This is a genomic window from Nonomuraea sp. NPDC049421 (genome assembly GCF_040677005.1).
GTDB lineage: Bacteria > Actinomycetota > Actinomycetes > Streptosporangiales > Streptosporangiaceae > Nonomuraea > Nonomuraea salmonea.
This window is the reverse complement of the sequence record NZ_JBFAQA010000001.1, coordinates 595453-614831: the sequence shown is the minus strand read 5'-3', so window position 1 is coordinate 614831 and position 19379 is coordinate 595453. Positions and strand designations below refer to the sequence as shown.

The 19379-nt window shown below is 71.9% G+C and carries 13 protein-coding genes; 7 read left to right on the top strand and 6 right to left on the bottom strand.

Annotation, left to right across the window (positions count from 1 at the left end; all coding sequences use genetic code 11):
• The first annotated feature begins 65 nt into the window (after positions 1 to 65).
• Positions 66 to 1559, top strand: a complete 1494-nt coding sequence (locus tag AB0K18_RS02805) for a trypsin-like peptidase domain-containing protein (RefSeq protein WP_364908836.1) — start codon at positions 66 to 68, stop codon at positions 1557 to 1559.
• Here AB0K18_RS02805 and AB0K18_RS02800 read toward each other — a convergent pair.
• A complete protein-coding gene (locus AB0K18_RS02800; protein ID WP_364908833.1) occupies positions 1546 to 2673 on the bottom strand; it encodes an MFS transporter in 1128 nt (375 codons plus the stop codon). The two genes, AB0K18_RS02805 and AB0K18_RS02800, sit on opposite strands and share 14 nt — an antisense overlap.
• 55 nt (positions 2674 to 2728) lie before the next feature.
• Between AB0K18_RS02800 and AB0K18_RS02795 the strand changes: the two genes are divergently transcribed.
• Together AB0K18_RS02795 and ybaK are read left to right on the top strand one after the other, a co-directional pair.
• Complete coding sequence (locus tag AB0K18_RS02795) at positions 2729 to 3466, top strand: helix-turn-helix transcriptional regulator (RefSeq protein ID WP_364908831.1); 738 nt, start codon at positions 2729 to 2731, stop codon at positions 3464 to 3466.
• Positions 3467 to 3525: 59 nt separating this feature from the next.
• Positions 3526 to 3981, top strand: a complete 456-nt coding sequence (ybaK, locus tag AB0K18_RS02790) for a Cys-tRNA(Pro) deacylase (protein ID WP_364909176.1) — start codon at positions 3526 to 3528, stop codon at positions 3979 to 3981.
• Between the two features lie 12 nt (positions 3982 to 3993).
• On the opposite strand, the gene AB0K18_RS02785 is transcribed toward ybaK, so the two are convergent.
• Complete coding sequence (locus AB0K18_RS02785) at positions 3994 to 6558, bottom strand: transglycosylase domain-containing protein (protein WP_364908828.1); 2565 nt, start codon at positions 6556 to 6558, stop codon at positions 3994 to 3996.
• A gap of 52 nt (positions 6559 to 6610) precedes the next feature.
• On the bottom strand, positions 6611 to 7921 hold the full coding sequence (gene murA, locus AB0K18_RS02780; RefSeq protein ID WP_355420749.1) for a UDP-N-acetylglucosamine 1-carboxyvinyltransferase: 1311 nt from the start codon (positions 7919 to 7921) through the stop codon (positions 6611 to 6613).
• 63 nt (positions 7922 to 7984) lie between these two features.
• Between murA and AB0K18_RS02775 the strand changes: the two genes are divergently transcribed.
• Positions 7985 to 8554: a hypothetical protein gene (locus tag AB0K18_RS02775; protein WP_364908825.1), complete on the top strand. Its 570-nt coding sequence runs from the start codon at positions 7985 to 7987 to the stop codon at positions 8552 to 8554.
• Here AB0K18_RS02775 and AB0K18_RS02770 read toward each other — a convergent pair.
• Both AB0K18_RS02770 and dnaE read right to left on the bottom strand, forming a co-directional pair.
• Positions 8551 to 9933: an amidase gene (locus tag AB0K18_RS02770; RefSeq protein ID WP_364908822.1), complete on the bottom strand. Its 1383-nt coding sequence runs from the start codon at positions 9931 to 9933 to the stop codon at positions 8551 to 8553. The two genes, AB0K18_RS02775 and AB0K18_RS02770, sit on opposite strands and share 4 nt — an antisense overlap.
• 58 nt (positions 9934 to 9991) lie before the next feature.
• A complete protein-coding gene (gene dnaE / locus AB0K18_RS02765; RefSeq protein ID WP_364908819.1) occupies positions 9992 to 13519 on the bottom strand; it encodes a DNA polymerase III subunit alpha in 3528 nt (1175 codons plus the stop codon).
• A 159-nt stretch (positions 13520 to 13678) separates the two neighbouring features.
• On the opposite strand from dnaE, the gene AB0K18_RS02760 reads away from it, so the two are divergent.
• Positions 13679 to 15031 (top strand): amino acid permease, encoded by a 1353-nt coding sequence (locus AB0K18_RS02760; protein ID WP_364908816.1) that lies wholly within the window; start codon positions 13679 to 13681, stop codon positions 15029 to 15031.
• A gap of 81 nt (positions 15032 to 15112) precedes the next feature.
• Entirely contained in the window at positions 15113 to 16174 is a 1062-nt protein-coding gene (locus tag AB0K18_RS02755; protein WP_364908813.1) for an SGNH/GDSL hydrolase family protein, read from the top strand.
• Positions 16175 to 16261: 87 nt separating this feature from the next.
• Here the strand turns inward: AB0K18_RS02755 and AB0K18_RS02750 are convergent, their stop codons facing one another.
• Positions 16262 to 17155 (bottom strand): chorismate mutase, encoded by an 894-nt coding sequence (locus AB0K18_RS02750; RefSeq protein WP_364908811.1) that lies wholly within the window; start codon positions 17153 to 17155, stop codon positions 16262 to 16264.
• 286 nt (positions 17156 to 17441) lie between these two features.
• Here AB0K18_RS02750 and AB0K18_RS02745 point away from each other — a divergent pair, with 286 nt between their 5' ends.
• The gene (locus tag AB0K18_RS02745; protein WP_364908808.1) at positions 17442 to 19370 is read left to right on the top strand and encodes a protein kinase; all 1929 of its coding nucleotides are present in this window, start codon (positions 17442 to 17444) and stop codon (positions 19368 to 19370) included.
• Positions 19371 to 19379: the final 9 nt, after the last annotated feature.

Here is a 19379-nt window from a genome sequence, read left to right as displayed (position 1 = left end):
ACACATCGTCCCCTTATGGTGACTTAGAGTGACCAAAAGGTATGTCGAACGGTTCGGGGGACATAGTGCGCAGAACTCTCGTCACCACGCTGGCCGGGATCACCGGACTCACCGGGCTCGCCGCCTCGCCCGCCACGGCCGACCAGCCGCCCCTGTTCTCCGCGGAAACCGAACACCAGGCCCCGCCGCCCGTCTGGGGCGCCGCGTCCTCGCCGCTCATGCGTCCAGGACAGGCCGTCAAATACTGGACCGCCGCCAAACAGGCCGAGGCCAGAGCCGCCGACCTGCCGAAGAGTCCCAAGGGAGCCGCGCGCGCCGCCGCGCCCCTCAGCGTCCCCACCGCCAAGCGCCTCACCCCCGGCGGCGACGTCAACGGCTACGCCCGCGTCCGCAGGCCGTACACCGCCGTCCCCTACAGCCGCATCAGCGGCCGGCTCTTCTTCATCAACGCGGGAGGCCAGCCCGACTCCTGCACCGCCTCCGTCGTACGCTCCGCCAGCGAGCTGCTCATCGCCACCGCCGCCCACTGCGTCTACAGCGTCGCGGAAGGCACCGCCGCCGGGCAGTGGCACCGCAACTTCCTGTTCATCCCCGCCTACGACGGCCGCGCCGCCGGCCTGCGGGGGCGCGAGCCGTACGGGCGATGGGGCGGCCGGCGCGCCTGGAAGCCCGACGGCTACACCGGCCTGCACGGCGGCGACTGGAACTCCAGCTACGACATCGCCCTCATCGAGGTCGGCAGGCGCGAGCGCACCCTCCAGGACGCCGTCGGCGCCTTCACCCCCATGCTCAACCAGGGCGGCAGGCACACGATCGCCACCACCGGCTATCCCGGGCTGCTCGGCAGGGAGCCGTACGACGGGCGCGACCAGCTCTGGTGCCTCGGCAGGACCCGGCAGTCCGCCGGCGTCGCCCGGACGGAGACCATGCTCGCCGCCAACGCCACCGGCCGCCCCGCAGGAAGCGGACGCATGGAGACGCACAACTGCCACCTCCACAAGGGCCACTCCGGCGGCCCCTGGTTCCTCAAGGACACCGGCGACCTCATCGGCGTGCTCTCGGCCGGCAAGGAAGACGGCGAGGCCGACGGCAACTCCGTCGCCACCGCGATCAACCTCGAAGGTTACGGCGCCATCGTCGGCAAGGCCGACCCCAAGGGCGTCTACGACGCGCTGTCCGTCAAGCTGAGCCGCTCCGCCAGGCCCGCCAGGCCCGCCAAGCCCGCGAGGCCCGTCAGGCGCGGCCGCACCACGACCGTCACCGCCACCGTCATCATGCGCGGGCTCATGGCCGCCACCCGGGTGCCCGTCACGATCGCCGCGCCGCGCGGCGCCGCGCTGGCCGCCGTGCACGGCGTCGCCTGCGCGCCCACCCGCCGCCAGGCCACCTGCCTCATCCCGGCCGTCCGTCCCGGGCGGCCGGTCAGGATCAAGGCACGCGTGCACGTCGCCGCCGACGCGCCGCGCCGCCTGCCGCTCGCCGCCCGCGTCACCTCGACCAGGCTCGACCCGACGCAGCGCGACAACACCGACGTGCTGCGGCTGTTCACCCGCGGCTGACCTCGGCGACGGGCTCCTTCAGCGTGCGGGCCAGCAGCCAGGCCAGCACAGGGAAGACGATGAGGCAGGCCAGCGCCGTCCGCAGCGACGACGCCTCCGCCACCGCGCCCACCAGCGGGCTCGCCAGGCCGCCCACGCTCACCGCCAGGCCCAGCGTCACCCCGCCCGCCGTGCCCACCCGGCTCGGCAGCAGGTCCTGGCCCAGCGTGACGTGCAGGGAGAACGGGGCGTACAGAGCGATCGAGGAGGCCGCCACGAACACGTACGCGGCCGGGCCGGGCACCAGCACCGCGCCCGCGACCGCCGGCACGGCCAGCGCGTACGCCAGCCGCATCGTCCGCACCCGCCCCCACCGCGCCGCCAGCCTGCCGCCCAGCACCGTGCCCACCGCGCCGCCCGCGAACAGCACGAACAGCGCCACCGCCCCCGCCGCTCCCCCGCCCATCAGCAGGGCGACGAACGCGCTCAGCCCCACGTACACCACCGAGCGGAAGACGATCACCAGCGTCAGCCTGGCGAACGCCGGCCAGTCGTCGCGCCCCCGCACCGCCGCCACCGCCCCCGGCGTCCGCACGCCGCCCGACAGCGAACGCACCGCGGGCAACGTCACCAGCGCGCCCAGCACGGCCGGCACCACCAGGAACGGCGAGGCGCCCAGGCCGCCCGCCGCCAGCAGCGGCGTCACCAGCACCGGCGCCGAGGCGAAGCCCAGCGTCCCGCCGAGGGAGAACCAGCTCATCCGCACGTGGCCGCCCTCGCTCGCGATCCGGGCCAGGCGGGCCGCCTCCGGGTGGTACGCGGCCACGCCGAGTCCGGACAGTGCCACGGCCAGCCAGGTCAGCGCGTACGAGTCGGACAGACCGCCCGCCGCCACCCCCAGCCCCGACACCACCATGCTCACCGGGATCAGCCACGGCATCCGCCACCGGTCCGTCAGCACCCCGAACAGCGGCTGCACGATCGACGACAGCAGCGTGGCGGCCAGCACGATGCCGGACACCGCGACGTACCCGTAACCGCGCCCGGCCACCAGGAACGGCACGAGCGCCGGGACCGCGCCCTGGTAGAAGTCCACGCAGGCATGGCCGGCGGCGAGCATGGGGATCCGCTTCACGTCTTCGATGATTCCTGCGGACGCCGCTGGCACGCTTCCGATAAAATGCCAGATCATGTCGGAAATCCGCCACCTGCCAGAGGCCCCCACGGGACGCCGTCCCCTGACCTCGGGCGGTGGCATCGACGCCCACCGGCACGACACCCACCAGATCGTGTACGCCTGCCGCGGCGTCCTGTCCGTCACCACCGACGCCGGCACCTGGGTCGCCCCCGCCAACCGGGCCATCTGGGTGCCCGCGGGCACCGTGCACGAGCACCGCGCCCACGGCGACACCGACCTGCGCCTCGTCGGACTCACCGGCAATCCGCTGCGCCTGGCCAGGCCCGCCGTGCTCGCCGTCGGGCCCCTCCTCCGCGAGCTGATCATCGCCTACACCCGCGACCCTCCCGTGCCCGAGCCCGAACGCGACCGGCTTCTCGCCGTCCTCCTCGACCAGCTCCGGCGCGCCCCCGAGCAGCCCCTGCACCTGCCCACCGCGCGCGACCCCCGGCTGGCCGCCGTCTGCGCCGCCCTGCACCGCGACCCCGCCGACACCAGCACGCTGGCCAGGCTCGCCGCCCGGGCAGGCACCAGCGAGCGCACGCTCGCCCGCCTGTGCCGGGCCGAGCTCGGCATGAGCTTTCCCCAGTGGCGCACCCAGCTCCGGCTGCACCACGCGCTCCTGCTGCTGGCCGACGGGGTGCCGGTGACGGCGGTCGCGCACCGGTGCGGGTGGGGGTCGGCGAGCGCGTTCATCGACGTGTTCAGGAAGGCGTTCGGGTACACCCCCGGCCGGGCCTTTACATTGTAGATTCGCTACACTGGGGTGTCGTGAGCAAACCCAAAGGTAAGGGCGGCACTCCGGCCACCATGGCGCTGACCAGGGCCAAGGCCGAGTTCACGCTCCACCCCTACGACCACGACCCCGACGCGCAGGCCTACGGCGAGGAGGCCGCCGACGCGCTCGGCGTCCCCTACCAGCGGATCTTCAAGACGCTGGTCGCCGAGGTCGAGGGCGGGCTGGCCGTGGCCGTCGTGCCCGTCGCCGGCAAGCTCGATCTCAAGGCGCTGGCCGGCGCGCTCGGCGGCAAGCGGGCCGCGATGGCCGAGGCCGCCAAGGTCGAGCGCGTCACGGGTTACGTCGTCGGCGGCATCAGCCCGCTGGGCCAGCGCAAACAGCTCCCCACGGTGGTCGACTCCTCAGCCCTCGACTTCGAGACGATCTACTTCTCCGCCGGCAAACGCGGCCTCCAGATCGAGACCGCCCCCGCCAACCTCATCACCCTCACCCGCGCCGTGACGGCCCCCATCGGCAAACCCGCTTAGGTTGAGAGCACCTCACCCGGGCCGATGAGCCTGCGGCGGCCCGCCGTTCCCTTCCGGACGATCACGCCCTGGATGATGGGCGCCGCCCTGACCGTCGGGACGCGACCGTCCAGACGGCTGAGAACGACCTGAGCCCTCCCCTGACCCCCGCGGCTGAACGCGACCGGCGGAGCCGTCCTGCCGGGCCGGCTGGGGACGTGCGGGCTGGGGGCGGGCCGGAGGCCGCGCGGGAGCCGGGGCCTGCGTCCCCTCAGGGGCCTGCGGCCTTTGGGGAGCGGGTGCCCTTCCGGGAGCCGGTGCCCTTCCCGGAGAGACCTCTTGTGGGGTGTGGGTGGCCGGGCGGTGGCGGTCGCGTGGGGGCCAGTCGAAAGTGAGCTCCGTGCGGCCCTGCCTCGGGGAGATCACTTCGTCCTGGCCCATCAGCCACTCGAACAGGCGGCGGTGGCGGCGCAGGAACGGGTGGGTGCGGCGCTTCTTGCGTTCCTCGTCGGCCAGGGCCTGCTCCAGGCCCGGCGTGTGGCCGCCGCCGAAGCGGGACATGTCGGGTTTGGGGAAGCCGCGCGGCTCCGTACGGCGCAAGGCACGCCGCATCGACTCCACCCAGATCGGCCCCGGCAGCGACGCCCCCTGCACCGCCCCGTAATGCCGGTCACCGATCTGCACGCCCCGCAGCGGGAACTTGTACGACCCCCTGATGTCCCCCACGCTGACCGCCGCCGCCAGGTCGGGCGTGTGCCCGGCGAACCAGGCGGAGGTGTAGCCGTTGTTGGTGCCGGTCTTGCCCGCGGCCGGCCGCCCGATGCTCTGCCCCTGCATGGTGCCCTTGTCGAAGACGCCGGTGAGCACGTGGTTGACGGCGTCGGCGACGCGCTCCTCGATGGCCTGCTCGCAGGAGGGCGGCACGTGCGTACGCCGCCCGTCCCTGCCGGTGATCTCCACGATGGCGAGCGGCCGGCAGTAGAGCCCGCGCGCCGCGAAGGCCGCGAACGAGGCCGCCACCGTCACCGGGTCCATCTCGTTGATGCCGAGCGTGAACGTCGGCACCTCCCGTAGCGGCGCCCCGTCGGCCCTGACGACGCCGAGCTTCTTCGCGGTCTTGACGACGTTGCAGAGCCCGACCTTGCGCTCCAGCATCATGTAGAAGATGTTGACCGACTTCCAGGTGCCGGTCTCGATGCTGTGCGGCCCGCCGTCGCCCTCCCCGCTGGCGTTGGTGATGCGCGTGTCGGGGTCGTTGACGGAACGGCCGTCACAGTTCCGGTAGCCCTGCGACGGCGACAGGGCGCCGGGGGTCTGGAAGCCGTCGCCGAAGCGCCAGCCCTGCTGCAGGGCGGTGGCCAGGGTGAACACCTTGAACGTGGAGCCCGCCTGGAAGCCCTGCCCGCCCCCGTGGGCGACGTCGGCGGGCAGGTTGAAGGTGGTCCTGGGGCCGTTCTTGCGGTCGCCCGGGTTGCGGCCGAAGCGCTTGCTCGCGGCCATCGCCCTGATGCGGCCGGTCCCCGGCTCGACCATGGCCTCGGCCGCCACCTCGGTGTCCTCGGGCGCGACGTGCCGGCGGATGGCCTGCTCGGCGGCGCGCTGGGCGACGGGGTCGAGGCTGGTCCTGACCACCATGCCGCCCTTGGCCATGCGGCGGCGCCGCTCGGCGGCGGTGTTGCCGAAGACGGGGTTGGTGAGCAGCTCCTGCTGGACGTACAGGCAGTAGAAGGGGTACTCGGACTGGGCGCAGCCGCCCGGCTCGGGCCGCAGCCGCAGCCCGAGCGGCGAGCTCTTGGCCTGCGCCGCCTCCTGCTGGCTGATCAGCTTGAGCCCGGCCATGCGGTCGAGCACGAGGTCGCGCCGCCCCTTGAGCCGCTCGCGGTGCGCGCTGCCGAGCGAGGGATCGGTCGAGTACGGCATGCGCACCGCCCCCGCCAGCGTGGCCGCCTGGGTGAGCGTGAGCCGGGCGGCGGAGGTGGAGAAGAAGCGCCTGGCCGCCGCCTGCACGCCGTGGGCGCCCGCCCCGAAGTAGGCGATGTTGAGATAGCGCTCCAGGATCTCGTCCTTGCGGTACTTGCGCTCCAGCGCGAGCGCCAGCCGCAGCTCGTTGATCTTGCGAGCCAGGTTGGGCGCGCGGGCCTTGTCGCGCTCGGCGTCGGTGCGCGCGCTCTCCACCAGGATGTTCTTGACGAGCTGCTGGGTCAGGGACGAGCCGCCCTGCCGGATGCCGCCCGCCTGGGTGTTGGTGAGCAGCGCCCGCAGCGTGCCCCTGACGTCGAGGCCGCCGTGCTCGTAGAAGCGGGCGTCCTCGATCGCCACGATGGCCTGGCGCATCACGGGCGCGACGGCGCCGAGCCGCACGGTCGTCCTGTTGGCCTCGTAGAACTGCGCGAACGGCCGGCCGTTCCTGTCGAGCAGCCTGGTCACCTGGGCGAGCTGCTCCTCGCGCGGGGCGGGCGGCAGGTCCACGAAAGTGTTGACGGCGTTCTTCGCGGCGAGGCCGCCCCCGCTCACCACCGGGACGGCCAGCGCGGCCGCCAGCAGCCCGCCCAGCGCCCCCGCCAGGCCGAGAGCCCCGATGGATCTGAGTACGCTCACGTCAGATGTGTACGACGTCCCGATCAGCGGCAAACGCCCGGCTGCGAGCTCTTTACCGTTGCCTGCGGATGTTCAGACCGAGGGACGCGAACTGCTCGAACGGCCGGTGGTAGCCGCGTTCGATGTGGTGCACGCCGCGCAGCGTGGAGGGCCCGTCGGCGACGGCGGCGGCCAGCACGGCCGAGAAGCCGGCCCTGATGTCGGGCAGCGTCACGTCGGCGCCCCTGAGCTTCGACACGCCGCGCACGACCGCCGAGTGACGGGCGTTGGTGTCGTGGTAGCGGCAGGCCGGGCCGCCGAGGCACTGGTCGAACACCTCGATCTCGCAGCCCATCTTCTGCAGCGCGGGCACGTACACCAGGCGGTTCTCGAAGACCGTCTCGTGCAGCACGGACATGCCCTGGCTCTGGGTGAACAGCACCATGAGCGGCGTCTGCCAGTCGGTCATGAAGCCGGGGTGGGTGTCGGTCTGCACGGCCGCCGAGCGCAGGCCCTCGGGCGGCGCGGTGGCGCACAGGTACTCGTCGTTGATGTCGAACCTGGCGCCCATCCTGGCCAGCGTGGTGATGGCGGTGACCAGGCGGTCCTGGGGGCAGCCGTGCACGCGCACCTCGCCCTGGGTGATCAGCCCCGCCGCGAGGTAGGAGAACGCCTCGATGCGGTCGCCGGTCAGCCAGGTGGAGGCGCCGCGCAGGCGTTCGACGCCCTCGATGACGATCCTGCGGTCGGGCGACAGCTCGATCCGCGCCCCCATCCGCTGCAGGAACAGCGCCAGCTCCACCACCTCCGGCTCGGTGGCGGCGTTCTTCAGCACGGTCTTGCCGTCGGCCAGCACCGCCGACATCAGCACGGTCTCGGTGGCGCCCACGCTCGGGTACGGCAGCTCGATGCGGGTGCCGTGCAGCCGGCCCGCCTTGGCGTAGATGCCGGCGTCCTGCACCTCCACTTCGGCGCCCATGGCGCGCAGCGCGTCCACGTGGAAGTTGACCGGCCGCCGCCCGATGGGGTCGCCGCCGACCAGCGGCACGAACGCCTCACCCGCCAGGTGCAGCAGGGGGCCGAGCATGAGGATGGGGATGCGGTTCAGGCCGGTGAACGCGTCGGGCACCCGGGGCTCGATCGCCGCGCCCCGCTCGATCCTGATCTCCGTACGGGAGATCTCGACGTCGATGCCCAGGGCGCGCAGCATGGCGGCGGTGATCTCGACCTCGCCGACCTCGGGGGCGTTGTGGATGCTGCTCTCGCCGTCGCCGAGCATGGCGGCGACCATGTGCTTGGACACGCCGTTCTTGGAACCGCGTACTTCGACGTCACCCCGGAGCGGGCCGGAGGGTTCTATCTGCCAGACCTCTTCTGCAATCACGAAGTGAGCCTAACCGGGAGATACCATCAAGCTGATTCGGACGTACATGTGAGGGGGAGTCGCGTGGCGAGGGAAGTACGCGCATTTGCGGTAACTGTCCTCACTCTCGCCACTCTCGGAGCCGCCGCCGGCCTGCTCTGGTCAGGGCTGACGCCCCGGGCCCCCTACCAGGTCGTCGGGCAGGGCGAGCCCGTGCTCGCCGACCCCACCACGCAGGCGCTGATAGCGGCCGACGGCTGGTTCGCGGTGATCACCGGCGGGCTCGGGCTGGTGTGCGGCGGCGTCGCCTGGTTCATCGCGCGGCGGTGGATGCTGCCGGTGCTGCTCGGGCTCTGCGCGGGCGGGGTGCTCGCGGCGTTCCTGACGCTCTGGATCGGGTCCTCGGTGACGATCGGGGCGGTCACGGTGGAGGCCGCCGTGGCGGCGAACGCCGCGCCCGGGGTGTCGATCGTCCCCGGCGCGCTGGAGCTGACCGCCAGGGGGGTGCTGGTGTGCTGGCCGCTGCTCGCCGTGGGGTTCTTCGCGCTGCTCGAAGGCATGCACGGCTACCGCGAGTCGCCGCTGCGGCAGCCGTACGGGATCGAGCCGGGCGGGATCGAGCCCGGCGGCCCGCACACCGGCGTCTGGCGCTAGAGCGCGGGCCGCCGCCTGCCGTGGCCCGTGGCGAGCTCGAACGCCCGCGCCACCCGCAGCACCCTGGCGTCCTCGAACGGCCGCCCGATGATCTGCACGCCCACCGGCAGCCCCTCGGGGGTGAACCCGGCGGGCACCGACGCGGCCGGCGCGTGCAGCACGCTGACCCAGTACGCCGAGCGCATCCACGAAAGGTAGTCGGGCAGCTTGTGACCGTTGATCTCGCTGACGTGCGGATGCTCGACGGGGAACGGCGGCACCTGGCTGACCGGCGCGATCAGCACGTCGTAGGTGTCGAAGAAGGCCGCCATGCGCTGGTAGAGGCGGCTGCGCGCCATCTCGGCCCTGGCCAGGTCGGCGCCGGTGACCTTGCGGCCCTGCTCGACGTTCCAGGCGGTGTTGGGGCCGAGGCCGCTCTTGTCGCCGTGGGCCAGCAGGTAGAACCAGGCGCGGTAGGTCCTGAACGCGTCGTCGGCGCCCTCCAGGTCGAGCTCGACCTGCTCGACGCGGGCGCCGAGCCCCTCGAACACGGCGGGCGCCGTCGCGGTGACCGCCGCCGTACGCGGATCGACCGGCAGCCCGCCGAGGTCGGGGCTCCACGCCACCCGCAGCCCTGCCACGCCCTGCTCCGGCTCGGGCGCGAACACCTCCTTGATCGCGTACGGCGAGCGCCGGTCGAACCCGGCGACGGCCCCGAGCATGAGCGTGACGTCCTCGACCGTGCGCGCCATCGGCCCCGGCACCGACAGCGTGTACCAGGCGGCCGTGCCGGACGGCGCGGGCACGCGCCCCGGCGTCGGCCGCAGCCCGACGACGTTGCAGAACGAGGCCGGGTTGCGCAGGGAGCCGCCCATGTCGGAGCCGTCGGCCAGCGCGACCATGCCGGTGGCCAGCGCGACCGCCGCTCCCCCGCTGCTGCCGCCGGCCGACTTCGACAGGTCGTAGGGGTTCCTGGTGGCGCCGAACACCTCGTTGACCGTGTGGGAGCCGGTGCCGAACTCGGGGGTGTTGGTCTTGCCGACGGTGATCGCGCCTGCCGCGCGCAGCCGGCGCACCATCAGGTCGTCCTGCTCGGGCACGTGCTCGGCGAACAGCGGCGAGCCGTATGTCGTGCGGATGCCGGCCGTGTCGTGCAGGTCCTTGTGCGCGACCGGCACCCCGTGCAGCGGCCCGGTGGGCTCGCCCGCCGCCAGGGCCCGGTCGGCCGCCTCGGCGGCTTCGAGGGCGTGGCCGGCGGCGAGGGTGACGACGGCGTTGACGGCGGGGTTGACCTTGTCGATGCGGTCGAGATGGGCGCGCAGGACCTCCACGGCGCTCACCTGCCTGGTCTTGATCAGTCGGGCCAGCTCGGTCGCGGTCAGGTAGTGCAGTTCGCTCACGTGGTGATCCTCCCCCACGCGTGGCGGGCGGGCGACGGCGAGGGTTGCCGAAGGCCGCTCACGCGTTGAGGCAGGCCGGGCCGAGGAGCTGTTTGAGGTCGCCCATGAGCGCCGGCGACGGCGTGACCCGCAGCCGGTCGTCCACCCGCAGCACCGTCGTCCTGGGCCCGTTACGTACCTGGAGGTGCACCTCGGACGTGCCGGGGTGGGTGGTGAGTATCTCCTTCAGCCGGCCGACCACGGGCGGCGTGCAGCGCGTCAGCGGCAGGCTGACCAGCACGGGACCGCCCGCCTCCTGGGTGAGGTCGGGCGCGGTCACCTCCATGGCGATGATCTTGGCGACGTCCTCCCGCTTGTCGATGCGGCCCCTGACGAACACGATCGCGTCCTCGGCCAGGATCGTCGAGCACAGCTGGTAGGCCGACGGGAAGATCATCACCTCGATCGAGCCCGCGAGGTCCTCCAGCTGGGTCAGCACCCAGGTGTCGCCCTTCTTGGTGACCTTGCGCTGCACCCCGCTGAGGATGCCGCCCACGGTCACCACCTGCCCGTCGGGGCGGCTGTCGTCCTGCACGGCCGCGATCGAGCAGTCGGCCCCCGCCGCCAGGACGTGCTCGACGCCGAACAGCGGATGGTCGGAGACGTAGAGGCCGAGCATCTCCCGCTCGAACTGCAGCAGCGTGGTCTTGTCCCACTCCCCCGCCGGGATCTGCACGTCGAAAGTCTGATCCTCGCCCCCGCCGAGCGCCCCGAACAGCGAGTCCTGGCCGATGGCCTCGTTCCTCTTGATGTCGATGACCGCGTCGACGGCCTGCTCGTGCACCATGACCAGGCCCTTGCGCCGATGCCCCAGCGAGTCGAACGCGCCCGCCTTGACCAGCGACTCGATCACCCGCTTGTTGCACACCACGGCGGGCACCTTGCGCAGGAAGTCGGAGAAGCCGGTGAAGCGGCCCTTGCTCCTGCGGGCGGCGATGATGCCGTCGACCACGTTCGCGCCGACGTTGCGGACGGCCGACAGGCCGAAGCGGATGTCGGTGCCGCGCGGCGTGAAGTCGAAGTCGGAGTCGTTGACGTCGGGCGGCAGGACCGTGATGCCCATGCGGCGGCACTCGTTGAGATAGAGGGCCGACTTGTCCTTGTCGTCCTTGACCGAGGTCAGCAGCGCCGCCATGTAGGCCGCCGGGTGGTTGGCCTTGAGGTAGGCCGTCCAGTAGGCGATGAGACCGTAGGCGGCCGTGTGGGCCTTGTTGAAGGCGTAGTCGGAGAACGGCAGCAGGATGTCCCACAGCGCCTTGACGGCCTCGCCGGAGAAGCCGTTGGCCTTCATGCCCCGCTCGAAGGAGGCGTACTGCTTGTCGAGCTCCGCCTTCTTCTTCTTGCCCATCGCGCGGCGCAGCAGGTCGGCGGCGCCCAGGGAGTAGCCGGCCACCCGCTGGGCGATGGCCATGACCTGCTCCTGGTAGATGATCAGGCCGTAGGTCGTGTCGAGGATGTCCTCGAGCGGCTTCTCCAGCTCGGGGTGGATGGGCGTGATCTCCTGCTGGCCGTTCTTGCGCAGCGCGTAGTTGGTGTGGGAGTTGGCGCCCATCGGGCCGGGGCGGTAGAGGGCGAGCGCGGCGGAGATGTCCTCGAAGGTGTCGGGACGCATGAGGCGCAGCAGCGAGCGCATGCCGCCGCCGTCGAGCTGGAAGACGCCCAGCGTGTCGCCCTTGGCCAGCAGCTCGTAGCTCTTGCGGTCGTCCAGCGGCAGCGCCGGCAGGTCGACCTTCTCGCCCGTCGTGGACTCGATCAGCTTGAGGCAGTCGTCCATGATGGTGAGGTTGCGCAGGCCCAGGAAGTCCATCTTGAGCAGGCCGAGCGTCTCACACGTCGGATAGTCGAACTGCGTGATGATCGCGCCGTCGGAGTCGCGGCGCATGATCGGGACGTGGTCGGTCAGCACCTCGCGCGACATGATCACGCCGGCCGCGTGCACGCCGGTCTGCCTGATCAGGCCCTCCAGGCCCCTGCCGAGGTCCATCGTGGCCTTGACGTCGGGGTCCTCGTCGTAGAGGCGGCGCAGCTCGCCCGCCTCGGCGTAGCGCGGGTGGTCGGGGTCGAAGATGCCGGCCAGCGGGATGTCCTTGCCCATGACGGCGGGCGGGAACGCCTTGGAGACCCGGTCGCCGAGCGCGTAGGGATGGCCCAGCACCCGCCCCGCGTCCTTGATGGCGGCCTTGGCCTTGATGGTGCCGAACGTGACGATCATGGCCACCTTGTCGGCGCCCCACCGCTCTGTGACGTAGCGGATCACGTCGCCCCGCCGGCGTTCGTCGAAGTCGATGTCGACGTCGGGCATCGACACGCGTTCGGGGTTGAGGAACCGCTCGAAGATCAGGCCGTGCGGGATGGGGTCGAGGTCGGTGATGCCCATCGCGTACGCCACCAGCGACCCCGCCGCCGAGCCGCGCCCCGGCCCGACCGGGATGCCCTGCCGCTTGGCCCACATGATGAAGTCGGCCACCACGAGGAAGTAGCTCGGGAAGCCCATCTGCTCGATGATGCCGATCTCATATTCGGCCCGCCTGCGGTGCTGCTCGTCGTAGCCCTCGGGCCAGCGGCGGGCCATGCCCTCCCAGACGGTCTTGCGGAAGAACTCGCTCTCTGTCATGCCGTCGGGGACGGGGAACGTCGGCATGAGGTTCTTGTGCTCGAAGAACCCGCTCGGATCGACCTTCTCGGCCACCAGCAGCGTGTTGCGGCAGCCCTCCGCCCACAGCTCGGAGGAGTCGACCGCGCGCATCTCGCCGGCGCTCTTGAGGTAGTAGCCGGTGCCGTCGAAGCGGAAGCGGTCGGGGTCGGACAGCTGCCTGCCGGTCTGGATGCAGAGCAGCGCGTCGTGGGAGGCGGCGTCGGACTCGTGGGTGTAGTGGGAGTCGTTGGTGACCAGCGGCGGGATGCCCAGCTCTTTGCTGATGCGGGTCAGGCCGTCGCGGACGCGGCGCTCGATGTCGAGGCCGTGGTCCATGATCTCCAGGAAGAAGTTGTCCTTGCCGAAGATGTCCTGATATTTCGCGGCGGCCTTGAGCGCCTTGTCGTATTGGCCGAGCCGCAGCCTGGTCTGCACCTCGCCCGAGGGGCAGCCGGTGGTGGCCATGAGGCCCTCGGCGTGCTCGGCGATCAGCTCGGCGTCCATGCGGGGCCACTTGCGCACGAAGCCCTCGGTGTAGGCGCGCGAGGACAGCCGCATGAGGTTGTGCAGGCCGGCCTTGTCGCGGGCCCAGATCGTCATGTGGGTGTAGTGGCCGCCCGCCGAGACGTCGTCCTTGCGCTGGTGCGGCTCGCCCCACAGCACCGGCCGCTTGGTGTGGCGCGACTCGGGCGCCACATAGGCCTCGATGCCGATGACCGGCTTGACCCCGGCGGCCGTGGCCTGCTGGTAGAAGTCGTAGGCGCCGTGCATGTTGCCGTGGTCGGTGATCGCGATCGCCGGCATGCCCAGCTCACCGACCAGCTCGAACATCTGCCTGAGCCGGGCCGCTCCGTCCAGCATCGAGTATTCGGTGTGGACGTGCAGGTGAACGAACGAGTCACTGGACGACATGAAACCGCGCCTCCCAGTCGCTGGACGGACGTGCGGATCCGACTTTAATCCGCGCCACCGACAGGTCACCCGGCCTCGGGAACGGCGTGCCGGGGGCCACCCGCACCCGCCGCACCCGATACCCTCGGAAGTCACCTTAAGTAGTCGAGGAGTGACGCGGTGCGCACGGAGACAAACGAGGGATACCAGAAGGCGCTGGGCAACCGGCAGGTCCAGATGATCGCCATCGGCGGGGCGATCGGCGTCGGCCTGTTCCTGGGCGCGGGCGGCCGCCTGGCCGCCGCAGGGCCCGGGCTCGTGCTCTCCTACGCCGCCGCCGGTCTGGCCGCCTTCTTCGTCATGCGGGCCCTCGGCGAGCTGGTCCTCTACCGCCCGGTCTCCGGCTCCTTCGTCGAGTACGCCGGCGAGTTCATCGGCCCCTGGGCCGCGTTCGCCAGCGGCTGGATGTACTGGATCAACTGGGCCTTCACCGGCATCGCCGAGCTGACGGCGATCGCCGCCTACATCCACTACTGGGCGCCCGCCTGGCCGCAGTGGCTGACGGCGCTGATCGCGCTCGGCATCGTCATGACCGTCAACCTGCTGTCGGTGCGGCTGTTCGGCGAGCTGGAGTTCTGGTTCGCGCTGCTCAAGGTGCTGGCCATCACGATCTTCCTGGTCGTGGGGCTGGTGCTGGTGGTGTTCGCGGTGGGCGACGCGGGGCCGCACAACGTGGTCGCGCACGGCGGGTTCTTCCCGACCGGGTTCCCGCTGGTGCTGATGAGCCTGCAGTCTGTCGTGTTCGCGTACGCCTCGATCGAGCTGGTCGGCATCGCCGCCGGCGAGACGGCCAGGCCGCACGAGATCATGCCCCGCGCGATCAACGGCGTCGTGTGGCGCATCGCGATCTTCTACGTCGGCTCGGTCGCGTTGCTCTGCATGGTCCTGCCGTGGACCGCCTACAGCGCGGGCACCTCCCCCTTCGTGACCGTCTTCGCCGGCCTCGGCGTGCCCTGGGCGGCCGACGCGATGAACCTCGTCGTGATCACCGCCGCCCTGTCGTCCTGCAACTCCGGCCTGTACGCCACCGGCCGCATCCTGCGCTCGATGGCCATGAAGGAGGAGGCGCCCGGCTTCACCGGCGTGCTCAGCTCCCGCCACGTGCCGATGGGCGGCATCCTGTTCACCGCGTCGATGCTGCTGGCCGGGGTGGCGCTGTTCTACTTCCTGCCCGAGCGGGCCTTCAACATCGCCACCGCCTGCGCCTCGCTCGGCGTCATCACCACGTGGGGCGTGCTGGTGTGGTGCCAGATCCGCCTGCGCCGCTCCGGCCACCGCTCCACCTTCCCGATGCCCGGCTCCCCCTACACCAACTGGCTGACGCTCGGGTTCCTCGCGCTGGTGGTGCTGCTGATGCCGTTCGCCGACGAGGACCAGCTCGTCGCCTTCTTCCTCATCCCGGTGCTCGCCGCCGGCATCGCCTTCGGCTGGCGGATGGTACGCCGCCGTCGCGACGCCGTGCCCAGGGCCTGACCCGCCCGGCCATACCCGGCCCGGTGATCGGCTGGGTAGTCTCGATGGCGCAGTCGTGAGGAGTCGCCGCTCGGGGAGGTCGTGCTGGACGAGGCTGGACGCGGCACCAGGGGGTCGCTCATCAGGGCCGGAGCGGCGATCGCGATCGGCGTGGCGCTCGCGCTGGCCTGCCTGCCCCTGGGGGTCTATCCGAAGCTCGCCTGCGCGGTGCTCGACGCGGGCTGCCCGCCCGGCTCGCCCGCGGGCGAACTGCCGCGAGTGACCCGCCTGACCGCCTTACAGGCCGCCCAGAGCGGCGCCTACGTGGCGCTGGGCGACTCCTACTCCTCCGGCGAGGGGGTCTACGACCTCGACAGGCAGCCGGTGAACGAGGGCGCCGACCGCTGCCACCGGGCCACCGGCTCGTACGTGCCGCTCGTCGCCAAGACCTACCGCTTCGGCGGCGGCACCGCCTTCTACGCCTGCAGCGGCGCCACCACCCGCCAGCTCCTCGCCGGGCAGCACGGCCAGCCGCCCCAGATCAGCCGGGTCGGGCCGGGCGCCAGCCTGGTCACGCTCAGCATCGGCGGCAACGACGCCGGCTTCACCAAGGTGCTGACCGGGTGCATCGTGAAGCTGCCGTGGTCGTCGGCCTGCGTCGACCAGGAGACCGCGGTCAACCGGCGCATCGACGAGCTGCGTACGAGCGTGCTGAAGGTGCTCAGGGAGCTGCGGGTGCGGGCTCCGCAGGCGCGGGTGATCGTGCTCGGCTACCCGCGGCCGTTCCCCGAGGACCCGGTGGACACCGTCGACAACCTGAGCGTGGCCGACCAGCGGTGGCTCAACGGCGTGACGCGGCGGCTCAACGACACGGTCGGGTCCGTGGTGAAGGACTTCGACCGGACGATCGCCGCGTTCGGCGCCCCCGGCAGCGCCGAGTACGTCGACGCCTACGAGGCGTTCAGCGGGCACGAGGTCGGGCAGCCCGCGCCGTACCTGAACGGGCTCGCCATGGAGGTGGGCGAGCTGCGCGTCAACGCCCGCAGCTACCACCCGACCGGCGACGGCTACCGCCGCTTCGCCGAGCTGATCATCAAGCAGATCGCCGACGGCCCCGGCCGCCCGCTGAACAACCTCCAGCTCTCCCAGCCCACCCCCGGCTGACCCACCAGGGCCACCGTGTCGGTCAGGGGCGGCCCGGCGCGCAGCCCCCTGGGGCGTAGGGGCTCCGCCATAGGGCGTCAGCGCGGATCAGGGGGTGGTGCGGCGCTCCGCGAGGTGGAGGCCGGCTTCGATGACGGCGTTCATGATCGGGGTGAGGCCGGGTTCGCCGAGTGACGGGGCGCGCTCGGCCATTCTGGCGACCAGGGCGCGTTCACGGTCCATGTCGCGTCCCGCGAAGCCGCCCACCGGCTTGATGCGCTGCACGATGCCCGCCAGCTCCACCCGGCGTTCGAGCAGCGTGGCCAGGGCGGCGTCCACCCGGTCGATCGCGGCGCGGCACTCGGGCAGCGTGGCGGGCCACTCGGGGCGCAGCAGCCCGCCGGCGACCGTGACGGCCTCCTCCGCGAGCGCGCGGCCCTCGGGGCCGGCCACCAGCCCGTCCGCCCCTGCGGCGACGGCCGCGGCGACGAGCTCCGGGTCGCCGGTGACGTCCACGAGCACGGGACGCCCTGACGCGGCCCGCGCCGCGCGTACGAGACCCAGATCGGGCCGCCCGCCCTCGCACAGGATCACCCGCCCGTCGCCCTCGACGGCGCAGTAGTCGGCCAGCCCCAGCCACTCCTCGAGTGACGCACCCGGCCGCCGCTCCACGACGACCGGCAGCCCCGTCCCGGCCGCCGCCCGGACGAGGGGGATGTCCCGCGTCCACGACGCCCCCACGACGACCGCGTCGGCGTGCGCGGCGATCGCCGGCAGGTCCGCCGAGGTGGCCGGCTCAACGAGCGTGGCCCCCTGCGCGAGCCCGGCGGACCGCCCATCAGGCCCCGCAGCGAGCGACACCGGGAGCGACACCGGAGACGGTGCCGAGGTCGTGTCGCAGGGTTCGCGCAGGCTGACGCGGGTGGCGATGATCGCCGGGCGCCCTTCACCCACAGGCAGGCCGCCCAGCGTGATCGCCTGCCGCTCCAAAGTCGATGACATCCCGACTCCTCATTCGGCCGGCCCCTGGAGCCGGCGGGGAACGAAAAAAGGCAGAGACGACGGTCTCTGCCTCGTGCCGACTCCAGGTGGTCGCTAGCTGACGACCGGCTCTCCCGGAGCCGGCTCGGTAAACGCATAGCGACGACAAGTCATATCTGAACCTTACACCCCTGCCTCCACCTGCTGGGCGGCACTTCTCACAGGACGGACTGGCCTTCGAGCGAGTCGCCGATGATCCCTGCCTATGGGAGTATTTCTTGGCCTAGAGGAGGGTTTGAGGCCGTTGATGTCGGATCGCAAGCAGGAGGGACGCCGCATCGCCGGCCGCTACCAGCTGCAGGAACCCATCGGCAGGGGCGGGATGGGCATCGTCTGGCGTGCCTACGACGAGCTCTTGGACCGCACGGTGGCGGTCAAGGAGGTCAGGTACGCCGCCGCCCTCGGCGAAGAGGTGCAGCTGCTGAACCGGCGCACGATGCGCGAGGCGAGGGCGGCGGCGAGGTTCGAGCATCCCAACGTGATCGTCGTGCACGACGTGATCGAGGAGGACGACCGGCCCTGGATCGTCATGCAGCTGGTCCAGTCGCGCTCGCTGGGCGCGGTGATCAAGCAGGACGGTCCCTTGCCGCCCAAGCGGGTGGCGGAGATCGGGCTGGCCGTGCTCGACGCGCTGCACCGCGCCCATGAGGCGGGGGTGCTGCATCGGGACGTCAAGCCCGAGAACGTGTTGCTGGCCGACGACGGCAGGGTGGTGCTGACCGACTTCGGCATCGCCACGCTGGAGACCGAGACGCAGCTCACGGTGACGGGCCTGGCGGGCACGCCGGCGTTCATCGCGCCGGAGCGGCTCAAGGGCCTGCCCGCGCGGCGCGAGTCGGACCTGTGGTCGCTGGGCGCCACCCTCTACACGGCGGTCGAGGGCCGCTCGCCGCACGAGCGCGGCATGGCGCTGGCGACCATGCACGCCGTGCTGACGGACGAGCCCGACCCCGCGCCGCACGCGGGGCCGCTGGCCGACGTGATCATGGGGTTGCTGGTCAAGGAGCCGGTGCAGCGGCTGACGTACGAGGAGACGCAGCGCATGCTGCGCGCGGCCATCGCGGGCTTCGCGCAGCCGAGCGCGCCGCCCACCGCCCAGTTCCCGGCGGCGCAGTTCCCGCCCGAGCAGGAGCTGCGGGTGCCGGAGCCGGCCAAGCATCCGGTCACCGGCCAGGCCCAGAACCAGGTGCAGCAGCCTTCGAAGCCGAAGCGGCCTGGCCCGGCCAAGGCGCGGCGGCCGTACGCGCCGGTGGAGGACGACACCCCCACCGACCCGAACCTCGCGAGCGCCCGCTCGCAGGCCGCGCCCGCCGCTGAGAACGTTCCCGAGACCGGTGTGCGCCTGTCCCAGGCGCCGACCGTGGAGCCGCGGCAGCCGCCGTCGGGGCCGACCGGCGAGTCGACGTTGAGCGCGTCGAAGGGTGAGCCGCGGCGCATGATCACGGTCGTCGCGGCGGCCGTGGCCGTGCTGCTGGTCGCGGGTGTGGGCGGCTATCTCGGTCTGCGTTCCGCGCCCGAGGACTCGGATGGCGAGGGCGCCCAGGCGGCGGTCGCCAGCACGGTCCCGACCGGGCCCAGCGCGTCCGCTCCGCAGACTCCCCCGGCGTCCCCGTCGGCCGCTCCCTCCGATGAGGAGGAGGATCCGTCCCCGACCCAGTCCCCCACCCAGGAGGACAGCCCCACGGCCGAGCCCGAGGAGACCAAGGAGGCCAAGCCCGCGCTGCCGTCCGGCTGGAAGATGCACACGGACAAGAAGCTCGGCTTCTCCATCGGCCTGCCCAAGGGCTGGGACGAGTGGCAGCGTTCCGGGATGGTCGGCAGCGGCGTCGAGTTCAAGGGCCCCGGCGGGGCGCCCAACGCGCATGTCCGCATCGAGCGGGCCTCCAAGCTGGGCAAGGACCCGCTGAAGGGCTGGAAGAAGCTGGAGCCGCGGCTGAAGGACCGCTTCGGCGGCTACAAGAAGCTCGGCATCAAGGAGGTCAAGTACGGCAAGGCGGCGGCCGACTGGGACTTCATCTGGCCCACCCAGACGGGCAAGTCCCGCATCCGCTACCGGGGGTTCATCGCCGAGGACGGCAAGGCGTACACGATCTACTGGCACACCCTGAACAGCCACTGGAAGGACGACCTCCGCTTCTTCGAAGGCTTCTGCGCGACGTTCTCGCCGAAGAAGTAGGCTGCGCGG